A 17,651-nucleotide genomic window follows, 5' to 3' on the forward strand; every position below is an offset into this window, starting at 1 on the left:
ATCGCCGATCAGCGTGTCATTGCCCCCGCCGCCAGTGATGATGTCGTTCGACGCGCCGCCATTGAGGAAGTCGTTGCCGAGCTCACCGTTGAGATTGTCGAAGTCAGCCCCACCGAACAGCTGATCGTTGCCATCGCCGCCGTTCAGCGTGTCATTGCCAGCGCTGCCCGCAAGGACGTCGTTCCCATCGTCTCCGTTGAGCGTATCGGGACCGCCACCTCCGTTGAGGTTGTCGGCGCCATCCCCGCCATTGAGGGTGTCGATCCCCGCACCACCCTCAAGCGTGTCGTCTCCATCTTCGCCGTTCAGCTCATCGGTGCCGTTCTGACCGCGCAGCGTGTCATTGCCGTCCCCACCATTGAGGGTGTCATTGCCGATGTTGCCATTGAGGGTGTCGTCGCCGCCAAACCCATTGACGAGGTCCAGCCCGTCGAGCGCGCTGATCACCTCACCCGAACCCGTCCCGAACAAGATATCCGGCCCATTGGTCGCCACATCGGCCTTCTCGAACGCACCGATGTCCGCACCCGTGCCGAACGCACGCGGCGCACCGCGGGCGTCCTCGGTCAGGTTCTGATCTTTGTTGCCCGCATCGATGGCCAGCGAACCGGAAAGCAAGGCAAGCGTCTGAACCGGACCGCCATTGTCGCGCAGAACGTCGAGCTGCGGATCCACGCGCTCTCCCGCGATGCCCCCGACGTACTCTCCACCGAAGCCGACGATGTCGCCATTAATTCCGGAAGTGAAGAAAAATTCCCCGCTAAACGCCCCATCGCCAATGAGGTTATTTCCCAGCGAACTGAAAGAGTTATAAGGTATGGAGAAGTTGGAGAGTTGTGAAGGATCGGCGCCGACATCGTTGCCACAGCTCGTTACGCGCGCGGTGTTAGCTGCGATAATGGATGATGAGACCTCTGTGCGTGTTGTGCTATCACCGTAACTCGCAACACCACCACTGATGTCCGCGCTATTGTCGGTAATTGTCGAGTTCTCGATCCTTGAGAGGCCGCCGGCGTTGTAAAACCCACCACCAACGCCCAAACCTGACAAGGGGTCCGTGATGGCCGTGTTTCCCGCGATCGTGGAATTGGTAATGATTGTGTCGAAACCGGACTGATTTGACGTCGTCACCACGCCGCCACCGAGATTCGCCGTGTTTTGGACGATCAGGCTTGACGTGATCGTTAGTTTGACATTGCGGCTGGAAACACCTCCACCCGCTATCCCCGCCTCACTGTCACGAACTGTACTGTTGATGATGGTGAGACTTGCGAAGCCTTCGGCGCGCAACGCACCGCCGGAATCGGATGCGTATCCGTTGGCGATGTCCAGGCTTTTAAGCGTTGCATCCGTGCCCGTCCCGGTGATGTTGAAAACCCGGCTCGCATCGTTGCCGCTGATGGTGATGTCCGCCTTTTCATCGCCATTGATATCGCCGTCAATGGTGACATTGCCACGGATATCCAACTGGCCCTGCGTGAGGATGATTGTCTGATCAGCTAGCGCTGCATCGAAGGTGATGCTATCGGCCGTCGCACTATGCTGGTTGGCAAGAAAAAGGGCTTCGCGCAGACTGAGATCGCCAGTACCGCCCATGAGCGTGAGGTTGGAGCCGGGTGCAGTGCTATCCAGCTCATCATCAAGCGTGGTGACGACGAAGACCTGCCCAGTAATTGGTGTGCTCTGAAGCTCGAACGCGCCGATATCGGTGCCTGAGCCATTGTCGCGGGCAACGCCGCGCGCGTCGGTCGTCAGGCTTGCATCATTGTTACCCGCATCGATGGCTTGACTGGTTTGCCGCAGTGCTAGGGTCTGAGTTGGCCCGCCATTGTCGGCAAGGGGTCGAAGATCGGCGAAGGCTTTGAAGGTCTGGTCGCCGACGATATCGCCGCCTGCACCATCGATGAAGAACGCCGTTCCATTGAACGTGCCGTCACCAACAAGATTGTTGCCGAGGGAGTTGAACGAATTGGTTGTCGTCGATGTCGATTGCGCGCCGATATCGTTGCCAAATCCCGATTGGACCGCGGTGTTCTCCGCTATGATCGTCGATGAAATGTCCGTTCGGGTGGAACTGTTGCCGTTGGATGCGACGCCTCCACTGATCCCGGAGCTGTTACCGCTGATCGTCGAATTCTGAATCAGCAGGTCACCGCTGATGTTGAAAACGCCTCCACCGATGTTGGAGGCTCCGTCGCCAGCCATATTGCCGGTGACCGTGGTGTTGGTGATGGTCGATAGTGCGCCATTGCCGCTGCTGACAGAGATGCCCCCAGCGTCGTCTGCAGCGACGTTGTTGAGTATCAGGCTGGAGTTGATGGTCAGCGGGGTGTCGACACTGGCAATCGCACCGCCGTCGCCGAGCGCCTGGCTATCACGAATGATACTGTTGTTGATGGTCACAGCGGCTACCGCTGAAACGTTGATGGCGCCACCGCTTACGTTCGTAAAGCCGTTTGTCAGGTCGAGACTGTTGAGGGTGAGGTTTGCTCCGCTGCCGAAGACGTTGAAAATACGGCTCGCGTCGTTGCCACTGATCGTGATGTCGGCTTTGTCGTCGCCGTCAACATCACCAGTGATCGTCATGGTGCCGGTCACGAAAATCTGGCCCAAGGTGAGGGTCAGTGTCTGGCCAGCAAGCGCGGAGGAGAAGGTGATCGTTGAGGGCTGCGAGCTGTTGGCAAGGAAAATGGCTTCCCGCAAGGACAGGTCGCCTGCGCCACCCATGAGCTCAAGATTGGTGTCCGGGCCGCTCGAATCGAGTTCATCGTCCAAGGTTGTGACGATTAAATTGCTTGGTGGTGCTACGGAGACCTGAAGCTCGAACGCGCCAATATCGGTGCCTGAGCCATCGTCGCGGGCAACGCCGCGCGCGTCCGTCATCAGCATCTGATCGTTGTTGCCGGCGTTGATTGCCGGGCTGCTCGGCAGGGGTGCCATGGTCTGGGTCGGCCCGCCATTGTTGGCCAGGGCGGCCAGAAGCGGATCAATCGGTGCAGCCTCTGTGCCGACGATGTCGCCGTTTGTTCCATTGGTGAAGAAGTCAACCGCGGTAAAGCTCGGCCCGGCAAACTGGCCGTTGCCGATCAGATTGTTGCCTAGAGAGGCGAAGGAATTGTCGGTGTCGGTCGCGCTTTGCGTTCCGACGTCCTGGCCGTACGTGCCGTTGCCCCCAAAGGTGGTCGTGTTCCCGGCAATGATTGAAGACGAGACGTCGGTCCGCGTGTCGCTCGTGTCATAGGAACCGACACCACCGGCAATGCCGGCTGTGTTGTCTGTAATGGTCGAGTTCTGGATGATGGTCAGGCCGCTGAAGTTGAACAGCCCTCCGCCCGAATCGGCGGACCCGTTGCCTGCCTGGTTATCGGTGATCGTCGAATTGGAGACTGTTGTGGTGGTGCCTGAAAGGTCCGTGTTCGAGTAAATCCCGCCGCCATTACCAGTAGCCCTGTTGCCCGCAATCAGGCTGGCATTGACGGCCAGGTCTGAACCCCGGTTATAGATTCCACCACCATTGCCGGCTTCGCTGTCGCGTATGGTGCTGTCGTTGATCGTCAGGCTTGAGCTGCCGACGGTGTAGATCGCGCCGCCGTTGATCGTCGAGAACCCGTCTGCGATTGCCAGACTGTTCAGCGTCGCATCCGTGTCCGCCCCGGTGATTGTGAAAACACGGCTCGCATCATCGCCGCTGACGGTTATGTCGGCGCGCTCATCGCCATCGATATCGCCGTCAATGGTCATGTCGGAGGTCAGTGCGAGTTGACCTAGCGTGAGCGTGATCGTCTGTCCGGCCAAGCCGGCATCGAAGGTGATGGTATCGGCATCAGGGTTGGCATTGGCGAGCGCAATCGCTTCTCGCAACGACAGTCCCGTCCCAATGGGCGAACCAACCGTCGCGCCGCTATCGTTCTCGTCTTGAAGTGTGGTGACGACGAAATTGGCCATGAGGTGCTCCTATCCCGTCTGTTCGCTCGGTCAGGCTAACACTGGTAGCAAGTAAGAAGCGACCACCAATACTCAGTGATTTTCCACGTAATCTTACTTAAGTATGGCCTTTGGTAAACGCGCCGGAGTCTAACTTGCCTACAATTACGGCAGATTTATCGGCGTTGTTTGATCCGTTGTGGGTTTCTGCCGCCGCAACAGAGGCCACGCCAATCCTGCGAATACCTGTCCCGCTTCCCTCTCCGACCAGAACACCGGATGCCAGCGGTTGTGGGGAGGCGGGCACAATCAGAAATGGACAGAAAACCCTGATGTCACCGATCAATCGGTGACATCAGCAAACATAAGCGCGCAGGGGAATGGCGGAGCGTTGAGGACTTTGATCGAACGCGACGCCAGCAGATCGCAACTGTGCCGGAGGCACAGAGCAAAACCCAATGGCGGAGAGGATCGAACAAAGTTCGAACTCGGAGCCAGTCAACCGCGGGTGTGCCGTCTTAGCTGGCTCCGGTCCTTCGGACCGACCGCTTGAAGGCACAGAGCAAAACCTAGTGGCGGAGAGAGAGGGATTCGAACCCTCGGTACGCTCACGCGCACAACGGTTTTCGAGACCGCCCCGTTCGACCACTCCGGCATCTCTCCGCATGCCCCGCGAGCGCGACCGCCTGCAGGACGGCGCCACCGATAGACGAAAGGCTGCGCGCAATGCAAGCTCAGCTTGACATTCGCGTCCGCTTTAGGCTTATACGGCGCACGAAAGCGCGGGCCGCAAGCCTGCGCCTTTTTTCGTCTGGCGAAGTGTTTCGCCGACGGTAACTGGCCCCTCATTGGGCCGACCTGTTAACCGACTCGCAAGAAGCTCTGAGCAGGCGCTGCAACCCCCCGGCCATCATTCCTGTTGGTCCTGGCAGCGCGTGACATCGGAGGTCGAACACAAGGATAAGAAGATGTTCGCAGTCATCAAAACCGGCGGGAAGCAATACCGCGTCGCCGCCGATGATGTCATTCAAATCGATAAGCTTGGCCAGGACCCTTCGAGCCAGGTCGTTTTTGAGAACGTCCTGATGGTTGGCGGCGAAGGCGACGTCAGCGTGGGTTCGCCCTTCGTTGATGGCGCTTCGGTCGTTGGCGAAGTGCTTGAGAACAAGCGCGGCCGCAAGATCATCATTCTGAAGAAGCGCCGCCGCCAGAACTCGCGGCGCAAGAATGGCCATCGTCAGGATTTCTCTGTTGTCAAGATTACGGACATTCTGACCGGTGGTGCGAAGCCGAAGGTAGCTAAGAAGGCCGCGCCCAAAAAAGCCGAAACCAAAGCCGAGCCCAAGGCTGAAACACCAAAGGCTGAAACACCAAAGGCCGAAACTCCCAAGGCCGAGGCGCCCAAAGCTGAAGCAGCAAAGCCGGTACCAGCTGCTGAATTGCCCGAAGGTGCATTGTTTGCAGCACCTGCCGGTGCGCCCGACGATCTCAAGAAGATCTCCGGCGTTGGCCCGGTTCTTGAGAAGAAGCTGAACGCGTTGGGTATCACCACCTTCGCGCAGGTCGCAGCCTTCACGCCGGAAGACATTGCAAAGGTGGATGATGCTCTGTCCTTCAAGGGGCGCATCGAACGTGATAATTGGCTTGATCAAGCTGCAGAACTCGCAAAGGGCGAGTAGGGATAAACGGATAATGTGATTTCGCGGGTGGCTCGTTACGCCACCGACGCCGAAAATCACCGTGAGGAGAACTGAACCATGGCACACAAAAAAGCAGGCGGTTCATCGCGCAACGGACGCGATACAGCGGGCCGCCGCCTTGGCGTGAAGAAATTCGGTGGCGAGGTCGTCACCGCCGGCAACATCATCGTGCGCCAGCGCGGCACGAAATGGCACCCAGGCACGAACATGGGCATGGGCAAGGACCATACCCTGTTCGCTCTGACAGACGGTACCGTGTCGTTCGCCAAGAAGCGTGACGGCAACACCTATGTTTCCATCGACCCGTTTGCCGAAGCCGCCGAATAGGCTGCTCGCCACGGTGCTGCGGCCTTCCCTTGTGAAGATGCCGAAAGCAGATCAAGGGAGGCCACGGCCTCCCTTTTTTGTTTCACAAGAGCCGATCATGTCCTCCACCCATCGCCCAAAGGTCAGTTTGCGCCGCTTTCGGCTTGACGATGCCGATCGGTTGGCACGGCTTCTCAACGATCCTGAGGTCACCGAGATGACCTCGATGATCCCGTACCCCTATGCGCGGTCCGACGCGGAGGCCTATCTGTCGGACGTGCGCAATGAGTCCGGCCGCAAGGTTAGTCGGGCGATCGAGGCAGATGGCGCGCTGGTTGGCGGCATCAGCCTCGCTCCGCGCCAACTTGGCGACAGCGAACTGGGCTATTGGATTGGTCGCGAGTACTGGGGCAAAGGCATCGCAAGCAAAGCCGTGGGCCTGTTTCTTACCCTGCTTGACTCTGAGGGCGTTGCGGGGCCTTACGACGCGCAAACTGTTGCGAGCAACGTCGCTTCACAGCGCGTTCTGGAGAAGAACGGGTTTCGCTTTGTCGGCTCCTCAAGCTGTTTCACGCCCGCGCGCGAAACCGACAGCAAGCCTTCCAAGGTGTATGTTCTCGATCGTGTCGAGCCCGCCGGAGATGCGCCATGAAGTTTCTCGACCAGGCGAAAATCTATGTGAAGGCAGGCGACGGCGGTGCCGGCTGTGTCTCCTTCCGCCGCGAGAAGTATATCGAGTTCGGCGGGCCGGACGGCGGTGATGGCGGACGGGGCGGCGATGTCTGGGCAGAATGCGTTGCCGGTCTCAACACGCTGATTGACTACCGCTACCAGCAGCACTTCAAAGCCAAAAAAGGCATCCACGGCATGGGCCGCAACCGGACGGGTTCGAAGGGCGACGATGTCGTCCTGAAGCTGCCCGTCGGTACGCAGATCATCGATGTGGAGAGCGAAGAGGTGTTGGCCGACATGACCGAAGTCGGACAAAGGGTGCTCCTGTTCGAAGGCGGCAATGGCGGCTTCGGCAATGCGCACTTCAAGTCATCGACAAACCAGGCGCCGCGTAACGCGAACCCAGGCCTTGAGGGCGAAGAGGCTTGGCTGATCTTGAAGCTCAAGCTGATCGCGGATGCCGGTCTGGTGGGTCTGCCCAATGCTGGAAAATCAACTTTTCTCGCGGCGAATAGCGCCGCCAAGCCCAAGATCGCCGATTACCCTTTCACCACGCTGCACCCCAATCTTGGTGTGGTCCGGCAGGACGATCGTGAATTCGTGCTGGCGGACATCCCGGGGCTGATTGAGGGCGCTTCGGAGGGCGTCGGACTTGGCGACCGTTTTCTCAGCCATGTGGAACGCTGCAAGGTGCTCATTCATCTGGTGGATGGCACGCAAGACGATGTGGGCGAAGCTTACGACGTGATCCGCGGCGAGCTCAACGCTTATGGTCATGGGCTGAGCGAGAAGCCCGAACTGGTGGCGCTGTCAAAGTGCGATGCGCTTGACGATGACGCACGCGCACAGGCGCTGGCTGCACTCGGCAAAGCGTCGGGTAAGCGGCCATTTGCGATCTCCGCCGCATCGGGAGAAGGCGTTCCCGAACTGTTGCGTGCCTGCGTTCGCCTGCTTGATGATGATGCGGGGCAGGCCGACGATGATTATCCACGTGAGGAGGCAGGTGGATGGCGGCCCTGAATTTCCTGCCACTTTCCAGACACAAGCGGATCGTCATCAAAATCGGTTCGTCGCTCCTGGTGGATGCTGAAACCGGTTCCTTGAAGGCCGCTTGGCTCGACAGCCTGGCCGATGACCTTGTCGAGCTCGCCAGCCACAAGTGTCAGATCGTCATCGTGTCATCGGGCGCTATCGCGCTTGGCCGTGTGATGCTGGGTATGAAGACCCGACCGGAAAAGCTTGAAGATGCGCAAGCAGCGGCAGCAGTGGGGCAGATCGCACTGGCGCGGGCTTACTTCGATGTGCTGGGCGCGCATGGGTTGGTGGCGGGGCAGGTCCTTTTGACCTTATCGGACACCGAGGCGCGGCGGCGGTACCTCAACGCACGAGCCACCATTTCGACCATGCTGACGCGCGGCTCGATACCGGTGGTCAACGAGAATGATACGGTGGCAACAAACGAGATCCGCTACGGCGACAATGACCGTCTTGCCGCGCGGGTCGCGACGATGATCGGGGCGGATGCGCTGATCTTGCTGTCCGACATTGACGGGCTGTACACCGCCCCTCCGGACCGCGATGCCAGCGCTCGCCACATAAGCCATGTGCCACGCATTACCGCCCAGATCGAGGCGATGGCCGGCAGCGAAGGGTCGAACCTGTCGCGCGGCGGCATGAAGACGAAGATCGACGCTGCGAAGATGGCGACGGCTGCCGGGACGGCCATGGTGATCGCGTCGGGCAAAACGCTCAATCCGCTTGCAGCCATTGATCAGGGCGCGCCTTGCACGTGGTTCTCGCCGCACGGAACACCCGCGACGGCCTACAAGCGATGGCTTGCCGGGTCGCTCGATCCGCACGGCGACCTGATTGTCGATCCGGGGGCGCGGGACGCGCTGCTGGCGGGCAAGTCGCTGCTGCCGGCCGGCGTACGACAGGTCACAGGATCGTTCGAGCGGGGCGATGCGGTGCGGATTGTTGGTACCGACGGGGCGGAGATAGCACGTGGCCTCGTGGCCTACGATAGCGCGGACGCTGCCAAGCTTGCGGGTCGGCGCACCGGAGAAATCGAAAGCATTTTGGGCTATGCGGGTCGCAGCGCGATGGTCCATCGCGATGATATGGCCTTGACGGCGGCGGTTTCGAACGCCGATCTGGCGCCTGCCGGTCCGGGTGCGGATAGGGATGGCAAGAGAGTGGTGGGGGGATAAAGACAATGGCATTACTCGATACTGGCGCGGACGTGGATGTGCTCGCGTTGATGCAGGAGATGGGCGACCGTGCGCGGGCGGCGGCGACAGCGATCGCTCAGGCACCGACCGAGGTGAAGAACGATGCTCTGCGGGCTATAGCGACAAATATTCGCGCGCAGGGCGATGCGATCCTTGCCGCCAACGCGCGCGATCTGGCGGCGATGCAGGGGCGGAACGTTGCCAGGTCCTATCAGGAGCGGGCAACGCTGAACGACGCGCGCCTCGAAGCCATCGCGCAGGCTGCGGAGCAAATCGCGGACCTGCCCGATCCGGTCGGCGACCAAATGGCCCGTTGGGAGCGGCCCAACGGGCTCGATGTTGCGCGGGTTCGCACACCGCTTGGGGTTATCGGGATCATCTTCGAATCGCGGCCGAATGTGACCGTCGACGCCGCCGCCCTGTGCATGAAGGCGGGCAATGCAGCGATCCTGCGTGGCGGCTCGGATACGATCGAGACCAATCAGGCTCTGCACGGCGCGATCGCCGAGGGGCTTGAAGCGGTTGGCCTGCCAGCCGATGTCGTTCAGCTGGTGCCCGTGACCGATCGTCAGGCGGTTGGTGCGATGCTCACCGGTTTGAACGGGACCATTGATGTGATCGTGCCACGCGGCGGCAAGTCTCTGGTCGCGCGGGTTCAGGACGAAGCGCGCGTCCCCGTCTTCTCGCATCTTGAAGGCATCTGTCATGTCTATGTGGATGTTGCTGCCGACCTCGCCATGGCCAAACAGATTGTGGTGAACGCCAAGATGCGGCGCACATCGATCTGCGGTGCAGCGGAGACCTTGCTAATCGATCGCTCATCGGCGGATCGGTTCGCGCTGCCGCTGGTGCAGGCTTTGCAGGAGGCGGGATGTGCCGTTCGCGGCGATGCAGACATCGTGGCGATGGCGCAGGGTGTAACGCGCGCGACCGAAGAGGATTGGGCGACGGAATATCTTGACGCGATCATTTCGGTCGCGCTGGTAGACGGTGTCGATGGCGCGCTTACCCACATCGCCCGTTACGGCTCGTCCCACACCGAGAGCATCATCACCGAGGATGCGGATGCGGCGGCGCGGTTTCTGAACCGCTGCGACAGCGCCATCGTGATGCACAACGCCTCAACGCAGTTCGCCGATGGTGGCGAGTTCGGGATGGGCGCCGAGATCGGCATCGCCACAGGCCGGATGCATGCGCGCGGGCCGGTTGGCCTTGAGCAGCTGACAAGCTTTCACTATGTGGTGCGGGGCAGCGGTCAGACCCGGCCATCCTAGGTGGTCCGGTCGCACCCTCCGCGTAAGGTTCGGCTACCAGCCGTTGGGGCGGGCCAGTCGGTCGGGCTCTATGGCGGCTCGTTCGATCCGATGCATGACGGGCACCTGCTGGTCGCCGACCGCGCGCTCAAGGCGCTGCGGCTTGATTGGGTCTGGTGGCTGGTGACGCCGGGCAATCCGCTCAAGACCCATGATCCCGCGAGCGACCTCGACGCCCGTATCGTCGCCATTCGGCAGCAGGCGCCTCACCCGCGCCGCAAGGTGCTTGGCGTGGAAGCGGAGCTTGGCGTTCGCTACACGGCCGATACGGTCGCGATGCTGTCGGCCATGCGCCCCGATGTGCGCTTCGTCTGGCTGATGGGTGCCGACAATCTGGCCAGCTTCCATCGCTGGAACGCCTGGCGCACCATTGCGGAAACCTTGCCAATAGCCGTGATCGACAGACCCGGCGCGCGCCATGCCAGCCTGTCATCGCGCTTCGCACAGACTTTCAAGGATTGTCGCCTCGACAGCGATGATGCTGCCCGCATCGCGCAGATCGAGCCACCGGTCTGGACGTTCGTCCGCGGCCCTCTGTCGACCACCTCATCCACGGCGTTGCGCGCGCAAAACGCGGCGGGCATCTCCGAAGCAGAATGAATGTGCGGCACTCCTGCACCGGTCTTGTCTTGAAACGTTAAGAATTTATCGCCACACTCTAGGTGCGGTGTTCGGTTCGCACCGCAAGCGTGCGCAAATCTTGCCACTGTTTCTTCGGCCGGATATGCGTCGCCTTCGATCAACGCGAACCAAGCGAAGGGATGCTTGCCGGTTTGACTGCGCAAAACTCCGCCACTGAGTTTCCATCAGTGGCACAATCCGTGCCCAATGCCAGCGCTACGGGTACACCGTTGCAAGGGCTGTCGCTCCTTGCCACCGTCCAGGCCACCTTGGAGGACTCCAAGGCAGAGGACGTCATTACCATCGATCTTGAAGGCAAATCCGCGCTCGCCGATACGATGCTTATCGCGTCGGGTCGCTCGCATCGCCACGTCTCGGCGGTCGCCGACCATGTGCAGCGCGCCCTCAAAGATGCCGGCCATGGCAGCCCACGTGTTGAGGGCTTGCCTCACGCGGACTGGGTCCTGATCGATGCGGGTGATGTGATCCTGCACCTGTTCCGACCGGAGGTGCGCGAGTTCTACAACATGGAAAAACTCTGGGACGACAGTTTTTCCGCAGACGCTTAGGGGTCTGACCCCGCGTCTGTTCGCGCCTGAGGCTCGGATGGCATGATCATGCTGGCGGCGGTTGGCCGAATGAAGGCCGGCCCCGAACGGCAGCTCTTCGACCGTTACTGGCAGCGTTCGCAGCCGCTGGCGAGGAAACTGGGCTTCGGTGACCTTGCCTTGGCGGAGTTGCGCGAAGCATCGGGCGCAGGTGCGGATCAGCGCAAGGCAGCCGAAGCGCAAGCGCTGTTCGACAAGCTGCCCGATACCGGCGCCCTGATCGCGTTTGACGAGCGCGGCAAGAGTTTATCCTCGCCGGCTTTTGCCACCATGCTCGCAGATCATCGGGAAGACCGAAGGCCCATCGCGGCGGTTATCGGAGGCCCTGACGGTCTGGACGCGTCGGTCCGCAAGAAAGCAACAAACGTCATCGGGTTTGGCGCACTGACCATACCGCACCAGCTTGTGCGGGTTCTCGTCGCCGAACAAGTGTACCGTGCCCTGACGATGCTTGACGGCCACCCCTATCATCGCGATTGATGGCTCTGGGTTCCGCCAAGCTAAACGATCGCTTAACGCGGCCCGCGTCATTGTTGCGTTCTGGAGTTCCCGCGCCACCAACCGGTCGCTTCCTTATGCGCCTTCGTGTCTTGCTTCTTGTCGTTTACGCCGCCCTCGCAGGCCCCGCGCTTGCGCAGGATGAGTCCGTGCCGGACCCTCAAGTGCGCTCTGCGGAACTTGAGGATGAGCGCGACGTGGCAACCGATGCGCTCGAGCGCCTGCGGGCAAACCTCCAGGCGGCTCAGGCACGTCAAGAGATGCTGCGGGCCGAGATCGAGGCGATCGACGCGGATGTGGGCGAACTCACCGATGTTCTTATCCGCACGACCAGCCAGGCCGAACGGCTCACGGGGCGCATAGAGGTTCAGCGCGAGCGGATCGCCGCGCTCGAACAGAACAAGGAGGCGATCGAGACGTCCCTTGATGCGCAGCGGACGCGGATTGCTTCGCTCTTGTCGGCAATGGTGCGCGTGGGTCGCGAGCCGCCCCCGGCTCTTGCGGTTTCGCCAGGCGACGCGCTGCGCTCCGTGCGGTCGGCGCTTTTGCTGGGCGTTGCTTTCCCCGAGCTTGAGGCCGAATCACGCGCCCTCGCCAACGATCTGTCTGCCCTTGCCGATGCCCGTCTGGCGCTCGATGAAGCGCTCGAGGTGTTGCTCGCCGATGCCGAGGAACTGCAGCAGGAAGAGGAACGCATCGAGCTGCTGCTCGCCGAGCGGTCGCGCGTGCGCGAAGAAAATCAGGCTGTGCTTGAACGCGAACGCGAACGGGCGGCCTTGCTGGCCAATGACGCGACGTCGCTCGAAGCGCTTTTGACGGAACTTGAAAGCGAACTGTCGTCGGTTCGCGAAGCCATTGCCGAAGCGGAAGCGGCGCAGGAGGCTGTACCCGACGCAAGCGATGATGACGCGCTGGCATTGCTGCGCGATTCCAGCCGGATCACCCCCGCCTTCGCATTCGGGAGTGGCAAGGGAATGATCCAGCGACCGGTGCGCGGAGTTGACCTGTTGAAATTTGGCGAGCCGGACCGATTTGGCATAGCCAGTGAAGGCGTGCATATCGCCGCGCGCGCTGGTGCGCGCGTTGTCGCACCCGCCGATGGCTGGGTGCTGTATGCTGGACCTTTTCGCACCTACGGCCAGGTTGTCATCCTGGACGTGGGAGATGGCTACCGGATGGTGCTTGCTGGGATGAGCCGTATAAATGTCGCATTGGGCCAGTTTGTGCTGATGGGTGAACCGGTTGCCACGATGGGCAATCGGGGATCGACGGTTCTGGCAGACGGCACACAAGGTGCGCCGCAGCCGGTCTTGTTTGTCGAATTACGAGAGGATGGACGTTCTATCGATTCTTCGGCATGGTGGGCGGAAACAGACAGTCAAAGGACTGAGGGATGATCAAAAAATTGCCAGTCTTCGCGCTCGGCCTTGTGCTCGGCGTGGCAGTGACCTTCGGGGTCACCCACTACCGGCTCGGGCCGATTGGTGCGCAAGCGCAAACCGGGGCGGAAACGTTCAATCAGCTTAAGTTGTTCGGGGATGTCTTCGAGCGTGTGCTCAACGACTATGTGGAACCCCAGGCCGAAGCTGAGCTTATAGAAAATGCGCTTGATGGCATGCTCAGTGCACTTGATCCGCATTCTGCCTATCTTGGTCCTGAAGCGTTCGAAGATATTCAGGAACAGACGCGCGGCGAGTTTGGCGGTCTTGGTATCCAGGTGACGATGGAAGAAGGCTTCGTGAAGGTCGTCTCACCCATCGATGAAACCCCGGCTGCACGCGCTGGCATCCTCGCCAATGATCTGATCGTTGAACTTGATGGCGAGGACGTTCAGGGCATGACGCTGGCCGATGCGGTCGAACGGATGCGCGGCATTGTTGGCACCGAAATCGTGTTGCGTGTCCGTCGTGAAGGCGCTGAAGATTTTGAAGTGACGCTGGAGCGCGATACCATTCGTATCGCCTCGGTCCGCAGCCGCCTTGAGGGTGACGTTGGTTATCTGCGCATCACCAACTTTTCCGGACAGACGGGCGAAGGCCTCGAACAAGCGATACTTGAGCTGAACGAGGAAGCCGAGGAGGAGGGCGTCGAGCTCTCCGGCTACCTGCTTGATTTGCGCAACAACCCCGGTGGGCTGGTGAACCAGGCGCTCGAAGTGTCGGACGCCTTCCTCGATCGCGGTGAGATCGTTTCTATCCGTGGTCGTGATGAGTCCGAGACACGTCGCTACAACGCGCGCTCGGGCGATATGGTTGGCGGTTTGCCGGTTGTTGTGTTGATCAATGGCGGTTCGGCGTCAGCATCGGAGATCGTTGCGGGTGCTCTGCAAGATCATCGTCGGGCGACCCTTGTGGGTTCGTTGAGCTTCGGCAAAGGGTCGGTTCAAACGGTGATCCCCATGTCGGCCAACTCGGCTGTTCGGTTGACGACCGCGCGCTATTACACGCCATCTGGCCGGTCCATCCAGGCGCGGGGCATCGACCCGGATATCGAGGTTCTGCAGGAGAATTTGCCTGAGGAACTTGTCGGTCTTGATGAGCCCGGCGGGGAAGCAGCTCTAGATGGCCACTTGTCCAATGAGGATGATGACGAACGCTCCGGTTCCTCGGTGTACGTCCCGGCGGATACGGAACTTGATACGCAGTTGCAGTACGGCTTGAGCCTGCTGCGCGGTCAAGAAGTTCATGCGGCATTCCCGCCAGATCCGAATGCACCTTTGCCAAACTGATCAGGTCATCGCGCCTTCTGGCGCGGGACATGGTTAACCTCCGCTTAAAGCCGGCGCTCTAGAACCAGAGTGCCGGCTTTTTTGCGCCTGCTTGAAAGCTTGGTGGCGTCCGGCGCTCGCCGCGCCTATCTGCTGAATGTGCAAGCAAAGGTAACCCATGTCTGCGGAACTCGCGTCGGATCTGCATACGCCCATTATGCCAAAAAAGCGGGAGCCGGGTGCGCTGATGAAGCGCATTAAGGCGCTTGGCGCTTTGCTGGTGCGCGCTGGCGCTGTTTTCCTTCTGATCGTGGTGGCTGCGCTCGCCTTGTGGATTATAGTCACCGATGACGAGTTTGGTGGCGAGCCGATCGCCGTGGCCCCCATCACGGTTCCTGGTGAACGCAGCGGTGATGTTGGAGAGCCATCTGATAGACCACAGATGTTGCGTGGATCGGGCGACAGCACCGAGCAAACGGATGGTCCGCGGATTATCCGCGTGCCGCAACAGGCCATGGAGCCCGCATCTCCCGCCGAACTGGGGCGCGCGTTGCAAAACGCGTCCGCTGCACCGCGGTTTGATCCCCAGGGGGGGTTGCGCGCACTGGCCGATCCCGCGCTGGTTGAACGGTTTGATGCCGATAGCTTCATTCCAACCATCGGGGCAGGTGGCGAAAGGCCGCTGGACGCGTACGCCCGTCCGCTCGAAGCGGGTACGGTGGCACCGGGGCAGCATCGGATTGCGATTATCGTTTCAGGCCTCGCGATGAGCCAGACGGCAACGCAGGAGGTGATCAACCGGCTACCCGGCGCGATGACCTTGTCGTTCGCGCCCTATGGCAATTCGCTCGGTCGTTGGACACAGCGCGCGCGGGCGGCGGGTCATGAGTACTTGATCGAAGTGCCGATGGAGCCGTTCGATTACCCCAATAATGATCCTGGCCCGCACACGTTGCTCGCGTCACTTGATGCGCAAGCGAATATCGAGCGCCTGCACTGGGCTCTTTCGCGGGTTTCGACGCCGGTCGGCTTCATGAACTACATGGGCAGCCGGTTTGCCTCGGAAGAAGCGTTGCTCGAGCCTATTGTGACAGACACACTGGGGCGTGGATTGATGATTGTCGATGATGGTCGCTCGGCGCGTAGCCGATTGACGGCTGCAGCGGGCGAGGGTCAGCCTGCCGTGCGGGCGGATGTGGTGATTGATGCGCAAGGCGATACGGAATCGATTGCCGCAAGGCTGTCCCAACTGGAAGCGTTTGCGCGGCAGCGTGGTTCGGCGATCGGCGTCGCCTCCGCATTGCCCATTACGATCTCGACGCTCGAAGAGTGGTCGCAGACCCTATCGGCGAAGGGCATTGCGCTGGTGCCGGTCTCATCGCTTGCCCGTTTTGAGTAGAGTGGGCAGGCCGCGATGAGCAAGAAGCCGCGTGAATTGTGTCACGAAGAAAAGTTGGCGTTGCCTTACCGGCCATGCGTCGGCGCAATTGTCGTCAACCGCGAAGGGCTGGCCTGGGTGGGTCGCCGCCTTCCCAACGAGGAATATGTTGATGCCAAGCGTCTCTGGCAGTTTCCGCAAGGTGGGATCGACGCTGATGAGGACCCTGAGAGCGCCGCGCGTCGGGAGCTGTTTGAGGAGACCTCGATCCGCTCGCTCTCGCTGCTGGCCGAAGTGCCGGGGTGGCTGACCTATGACCTGCCCGAAGAGTTGGTTGGCATCGCGCTCAAGGGGAAGTTTCGCGGACAGAAACAGCGCTGGTTCGTCTACGCGTTTGAAGGGGAGGAAAGCGAGATCAATGTCGCGCAGCCTCCCGATGGGCACACCGCCGAGTTCGATGCTTGGGAATGGATTATGATCGAGGACGCGCCCAAACGAGCCGTCGCGTTCAAGGTTGGTCTTTATCAGCAGCTGATCGAGGCGTTGCGCAACAATTCTGCCTTGGCGTGGGCGTAGCGCTTTCGCGGTACGCTGACGTATCCCCGACCCCGATAATAGGTTCAGGTTTGTCGCGACAACTTTGCTGTATGGCCGACCCATATGGGCGGGCCAGTTTGCCGGCGAAATCCTACCTCGTGCGTCCGGCGAGCGATGCCGCTAGATAGGCCAGCTTTTCGGCGTGCGGGCCGTAGGCTTCGAGGGTTTTGAGCGCGTCACCGATAGCGGCCTGCAAGGCGTTCTGTGCGCCATCAATGCCCAGCAGCCCGGGCCATGTGGTCTTTCCCGCGTCGATATCCTTGCCGGTCCGCTTGCCCGCCTCTTCCGCTGAGCCTTGGGCATCCAGCAAATCGTCAGAGATCTGAAAGGCAAGCCCAAGCGCCGCTCCATATTGCGCCATCGCCTGGCGATCGGTTTCCAGCGCGAGGGCCAGTTGAGCGCCAAGGGTGCAGGCGACCTCGATCAGCGCGCCGGTCTTCATCGATTGCATCGCGGCGAGCGCGAAGGTGTCCTTGATCTCTTCGGCGGTGCCGAACCGGCCTTCGGCTGCGAGGTCAAGAAGCTGGCCGCCCACCATGCCCGTTGCGCCCGCGGCCCGCGCCAGATCGCGGCTCATCGCGGCTGTTGATGGATGCCCGCAGGTTGCCACGAGCTCGAACGCCAAGGTCTGTAGGGCATCGCCCGCGAGGATGGCCGTCGCCTCGTCGAAGGCCTTATGGGTGGTCGGCTTGCCCCGGCGCAGATCGTCATCGTCCATCGACGGCAGATCATCATGGATCAACGAGTAGGTGTGAATGCACTCAAGCGCCATCGCGACTTGGGGTGCGCCTGGCGGTAGCTTTCGTCCGGCCCCGAGCATATGGGTCGCTTCAAGCACAAGAACGGGGCGTAGGCGCTTGCCGCCCGCCAACACAGCGTGGCGCATGGCCTCGATGAGCCGTGCTGGTGCCTTGAGATCAGACAAGAGCTGGTCCATATCCGCCGTAGTGCTATCAGCGACAGAACGGATGTGGTCAGCTATGGCGGCGACGTCTGTCACACGATCAGCCTTTACAATGCAGCGGTTCAACCGGATCAGGGTGGCCTAGCCAATGGGTCCCACAGGCACAAGTGGGTCGTCGGGAGCATCCCATGG

General features: G+C 60.9%; 15 protein-coding genes and 1 tRNA gene. 13 read left to right on the top strand and 3 right to left on the bottom strand.

From position 1 onward, the window contains the following. Both AAF739_08440 and AAF739_08445 read right to left on the bottom strand, forming a co-directional pair. Positions 1-3,945, bottom strand: a 3,945-nt coding sequence (locus tag AAF739_08440; GenBank protein ID MEM6382687.1) for a choice-of-anchor Q domain-containing protein, incomplete at its 3' end; no start/stop codon positions are given. A 552-nt stretch (positions 3,946-4,497) separates the two neighbouring features. Beyond that, positions 4,498-4,587: transfer RNA gene (locus AAF739_08445), tRNA-Ser, on the bottom strand. Between the two features lie 305 nt (positions 4,588-4,892). On the opposite strand from AAF739_08445, the gene AAF739_08450 reads away from it, so the two are divergent. The 13 genes from AAF739_08450 to AAF739_08510 all read left to right on the top strand — a co-directional run bounded on the left by AAF739_08450 (position 4,893) and on the right by AAF739_08510 (position 16,534). Then, on the top strand, positions 4,893-5,603 hold the full coding sequence (locus AAF739_08450) for a 50S ribosomal protein L21 (protein MEM6382688.1): 711 nt from the start codon (positions 4,893-4,895) through the stop codon (positions 5,601-5,603). A gap of 78 nt (positions 5,604-5,681) precedes the next feature. After that, positions 5,682-5,951: a 50S ribosomal protein L27 gene (rpmA, locus tag AAF739_08455; protein ID MEM6382689.1), complete on the top strand. Its 270-nt coding sequence runs from the start codon at positions 5,682-5,684 to the stop codon at positions 5,949-5,951. A 97-nt stretch (positions 5,952-6,048) separates the two neighbouring features. After that, complete coding sequence (locus AAF739_08460) at positions 6,049-6,582, top strand: GNAT family N-acetyltransferase (protein MEM6382690.1); 534 nt, start codon at positions 6,049-6,051, stop codon at positions 6,580-6,582. After that, a complete protein-coding gene (obgE, locus tag AAF739_08465; protein ID MEM6382691.1) occupies positions 6,579-7,622 on the top strand; it encodes a GTPase ObgE in 1,044 nt (347 codons plus the stop codon). Before AAF739_08460 ends, obgE begins: the two co-directional genes overlap by 4 nt. Further along, positions 7,610-8,812, top strand: a complete 1,203-nt coding sequence (gene proB, locus AAF739_08470) for a glutamate 5-kinase (GenBank protein MEM6382692.1) — start codon at positions 7,610-7,612, stop codon at positions 8,810-8,812. The genes obgE and proB overlap by 13 nt, the downstream gene beginning before the upstream one ends. Before the next feature lie 5 nt (positions 8,813-8,817). After that, a complete protein-coding gene (locus AAF739_08475) occupies positions 8,818-10,107 on the top strand; it encodes a glutamate-5-semialdehyde dehydrogenase (protein MEM6382693.1) in 1,290 nt (429 codons plus the stop codon). Further along, on the top strand, positions 10,108-10,746 hold the full coding sequence (locus AAF739_08480; protein ID MEM6382694.1) for a nicotinate-nucleotide adenylyltransferase: 639 nt from the start codon (positions 10,108-10,110) through the stop codon (positions 10,744-10,746). Positions 10,747-10,997: 251 nt separating this feature from the next. Further along, positions 10,998-11,336: a ribosome silencing factor gene (gene rsfS, locus AAF739_08485; protein MEM6382695.1), complete on the top strand. Its 339-nt coding sequence runs from the start codon at positions 10,998-11,000 to the stop codon at positions 11,334-11,336. Between the two features lie 42 nt (positions 11,337-11,378). Continuing rightward, positions 11,379-11,855, top strand: coding sequence for a 23S rRNA (pseudouridine(1915)-N(3))-methyltransferase RlmH (gene rlmH, locus AAF739_08490; protein MEM6382696.1), 477 nt, complete (start codon positions 11,379-11,381; stop codon positions 11,853-11,855). A gap of 95 nt (positions 11,856-11,950) precedes the next feature. Then, a complete protein-coding gene (locus AAF739_08495) occupies positions 11,951-13,270 on the top strand; it encodes a peptidoglycan DD-metalloendopeptidase family protein (GenBank protein MEM6382697.1) in 1,320 nt (439 codons plus the stop codon). Further along, positions 13,267-14,601, top strand: a complete 1,335-nt coding sequence (locus AAF739_08500) for a S41 family peptidase (protein MEM6382698.1) — start codon at positions 13,267-13,269, stop codon at positions 14,599-14,601. The genes AAF739_08495 and AAF739_08500 overlap by 4 nt, the downstream gene beginning before the upstream one ends. Positions 14,602-14,758: 157 nt before the next feature. Continuing rightward, a complete protein-coding gene (locus tag AAF739_08505; protein ID MEM6382699.1) occupies positions 14,759-15,979 on the top strand; it encodes a divergent polysaccharide deacetylase family protein in 1,221 nt (406 codons plus the stop codon). 15 nt (positions 15,980-15,994) lie between these two features. Then, positions 15,995-16,534: an RNA pyrophosphohydrolase gene (locus AAF739_08510; protein MEM6382700.1), complete on the top strand. Its 540-nt coding sequence runs from the start codon at positions 15,995-15,997 to the stop codon at positions 16,532-16,534. Between the two features lie 112 nt (positions 16,535-16,646). On the opposite strand, the gene AAF739_08515 is transcribed toward AAF739_08510, so the two are convergent. Further along, positions 16,647-17,555 carry a polyprenyl synthetase family protein gene (locus AAF739_08515; protein MEM6382701.1) on the bottom strand — a complete coding sequence of 303 codons (909 nt, stop codon included), beginning with the start codon at positions 17,553-17,555 and terminating at the stop codon, positions 16,647-16,649. Positions 17,556-17,651 lie beyond the last annotated feature (96 nt).

This window comes from Pseudomonadota bacterium (assembly GCA_039024915.1).
Lineage (GTDB): Bacteria > Pseudomonadota > Alphaproteobacteria > Rhizobiales > MH13 > MH13.

What these genes read in the sequence shown, in the direction of transcription:
- AAF739_08450 (MEM6382688.1), top strand. Translation starts at nt 4,893, where the DNA reads ATGTTCGCAGTCATCAAAACCGGCGGGAAGCAATACCGCGTCGCCGCC.
- rpmA (MEM6382689.1), top strand. Translation starts at nt 5,682, where the DNA reads ATGGCACACAAAAAAGCAGGCGGTTCATCGCGCAACGGACGCGATACA.
- AAF739_08460 (MEM6382690.1), top strand. Translation starts at nt 6,049, where the DNA reads ATGTCCTCCACCCATCGCCCAAAGGTCAGTTTGCGCCGCTTTCGGCTT.
- obgE (MEM6382691.1), top strand. Translation starts at nt 6,579, where the DNA reads ATGAAGTTTCTCGACCAGGCGAAAATCTATGTGAAGGCAGGCGACGGC.
- proB (MEM6382692.1), top strand. Translation starts at nt 7,610, where the DNA reads ATGGCGGCCCTGAATTTCCTGCCACTTTCCAGACACAAGCGGATCGTC.
- AAF739_08475 (MEM6382693.1), top strand. Translation starts at nt 8,818, where the DNA reads ATGGCATTACTCGATACTGGCGCGGACGTGGATGTGCTCGCGTTGATG.
- rlmH (MEM6382696.1), top strand. Translation starts at nt 11,379, where the DNA reads ATGATCATGCTGGCGGCGGTTGGCCGAATGAAGGCCGGCCCCGAACGG.
- AAF739_08495 (MEM6382697.1), top strand. Translation starts at nt 11,951, where the DNA reads ATGCGCCTTCGTGTCTTGCTTCTTGTCGTTTACGCCGCCCTCGCAGGC.
- AAF739_08500 (MEM6382698.1), top strand. Translation starts at nt 13,267, where the DNA reads ATGATCAAAAAATTGCCAGTCTTCGCGCTCGGCCTTGTGCTCGGCGTG.
- AAF739_08505 (MEM6382699.1), top strand. Translation starts at nt 14,759, where the DNA reads ATGTCTGCGGAACTCGCGTCGGATCTGCATACGCCCATTATGCCAAAA.
- AAF739_08510 (MEM6382700.1), top strand. Translation starts at nt 15,995, where the DNA reads ATGAGCAAGAAGCCGCGTGAATTGTGTCACGAAGAAAAGTTGGCGTTG.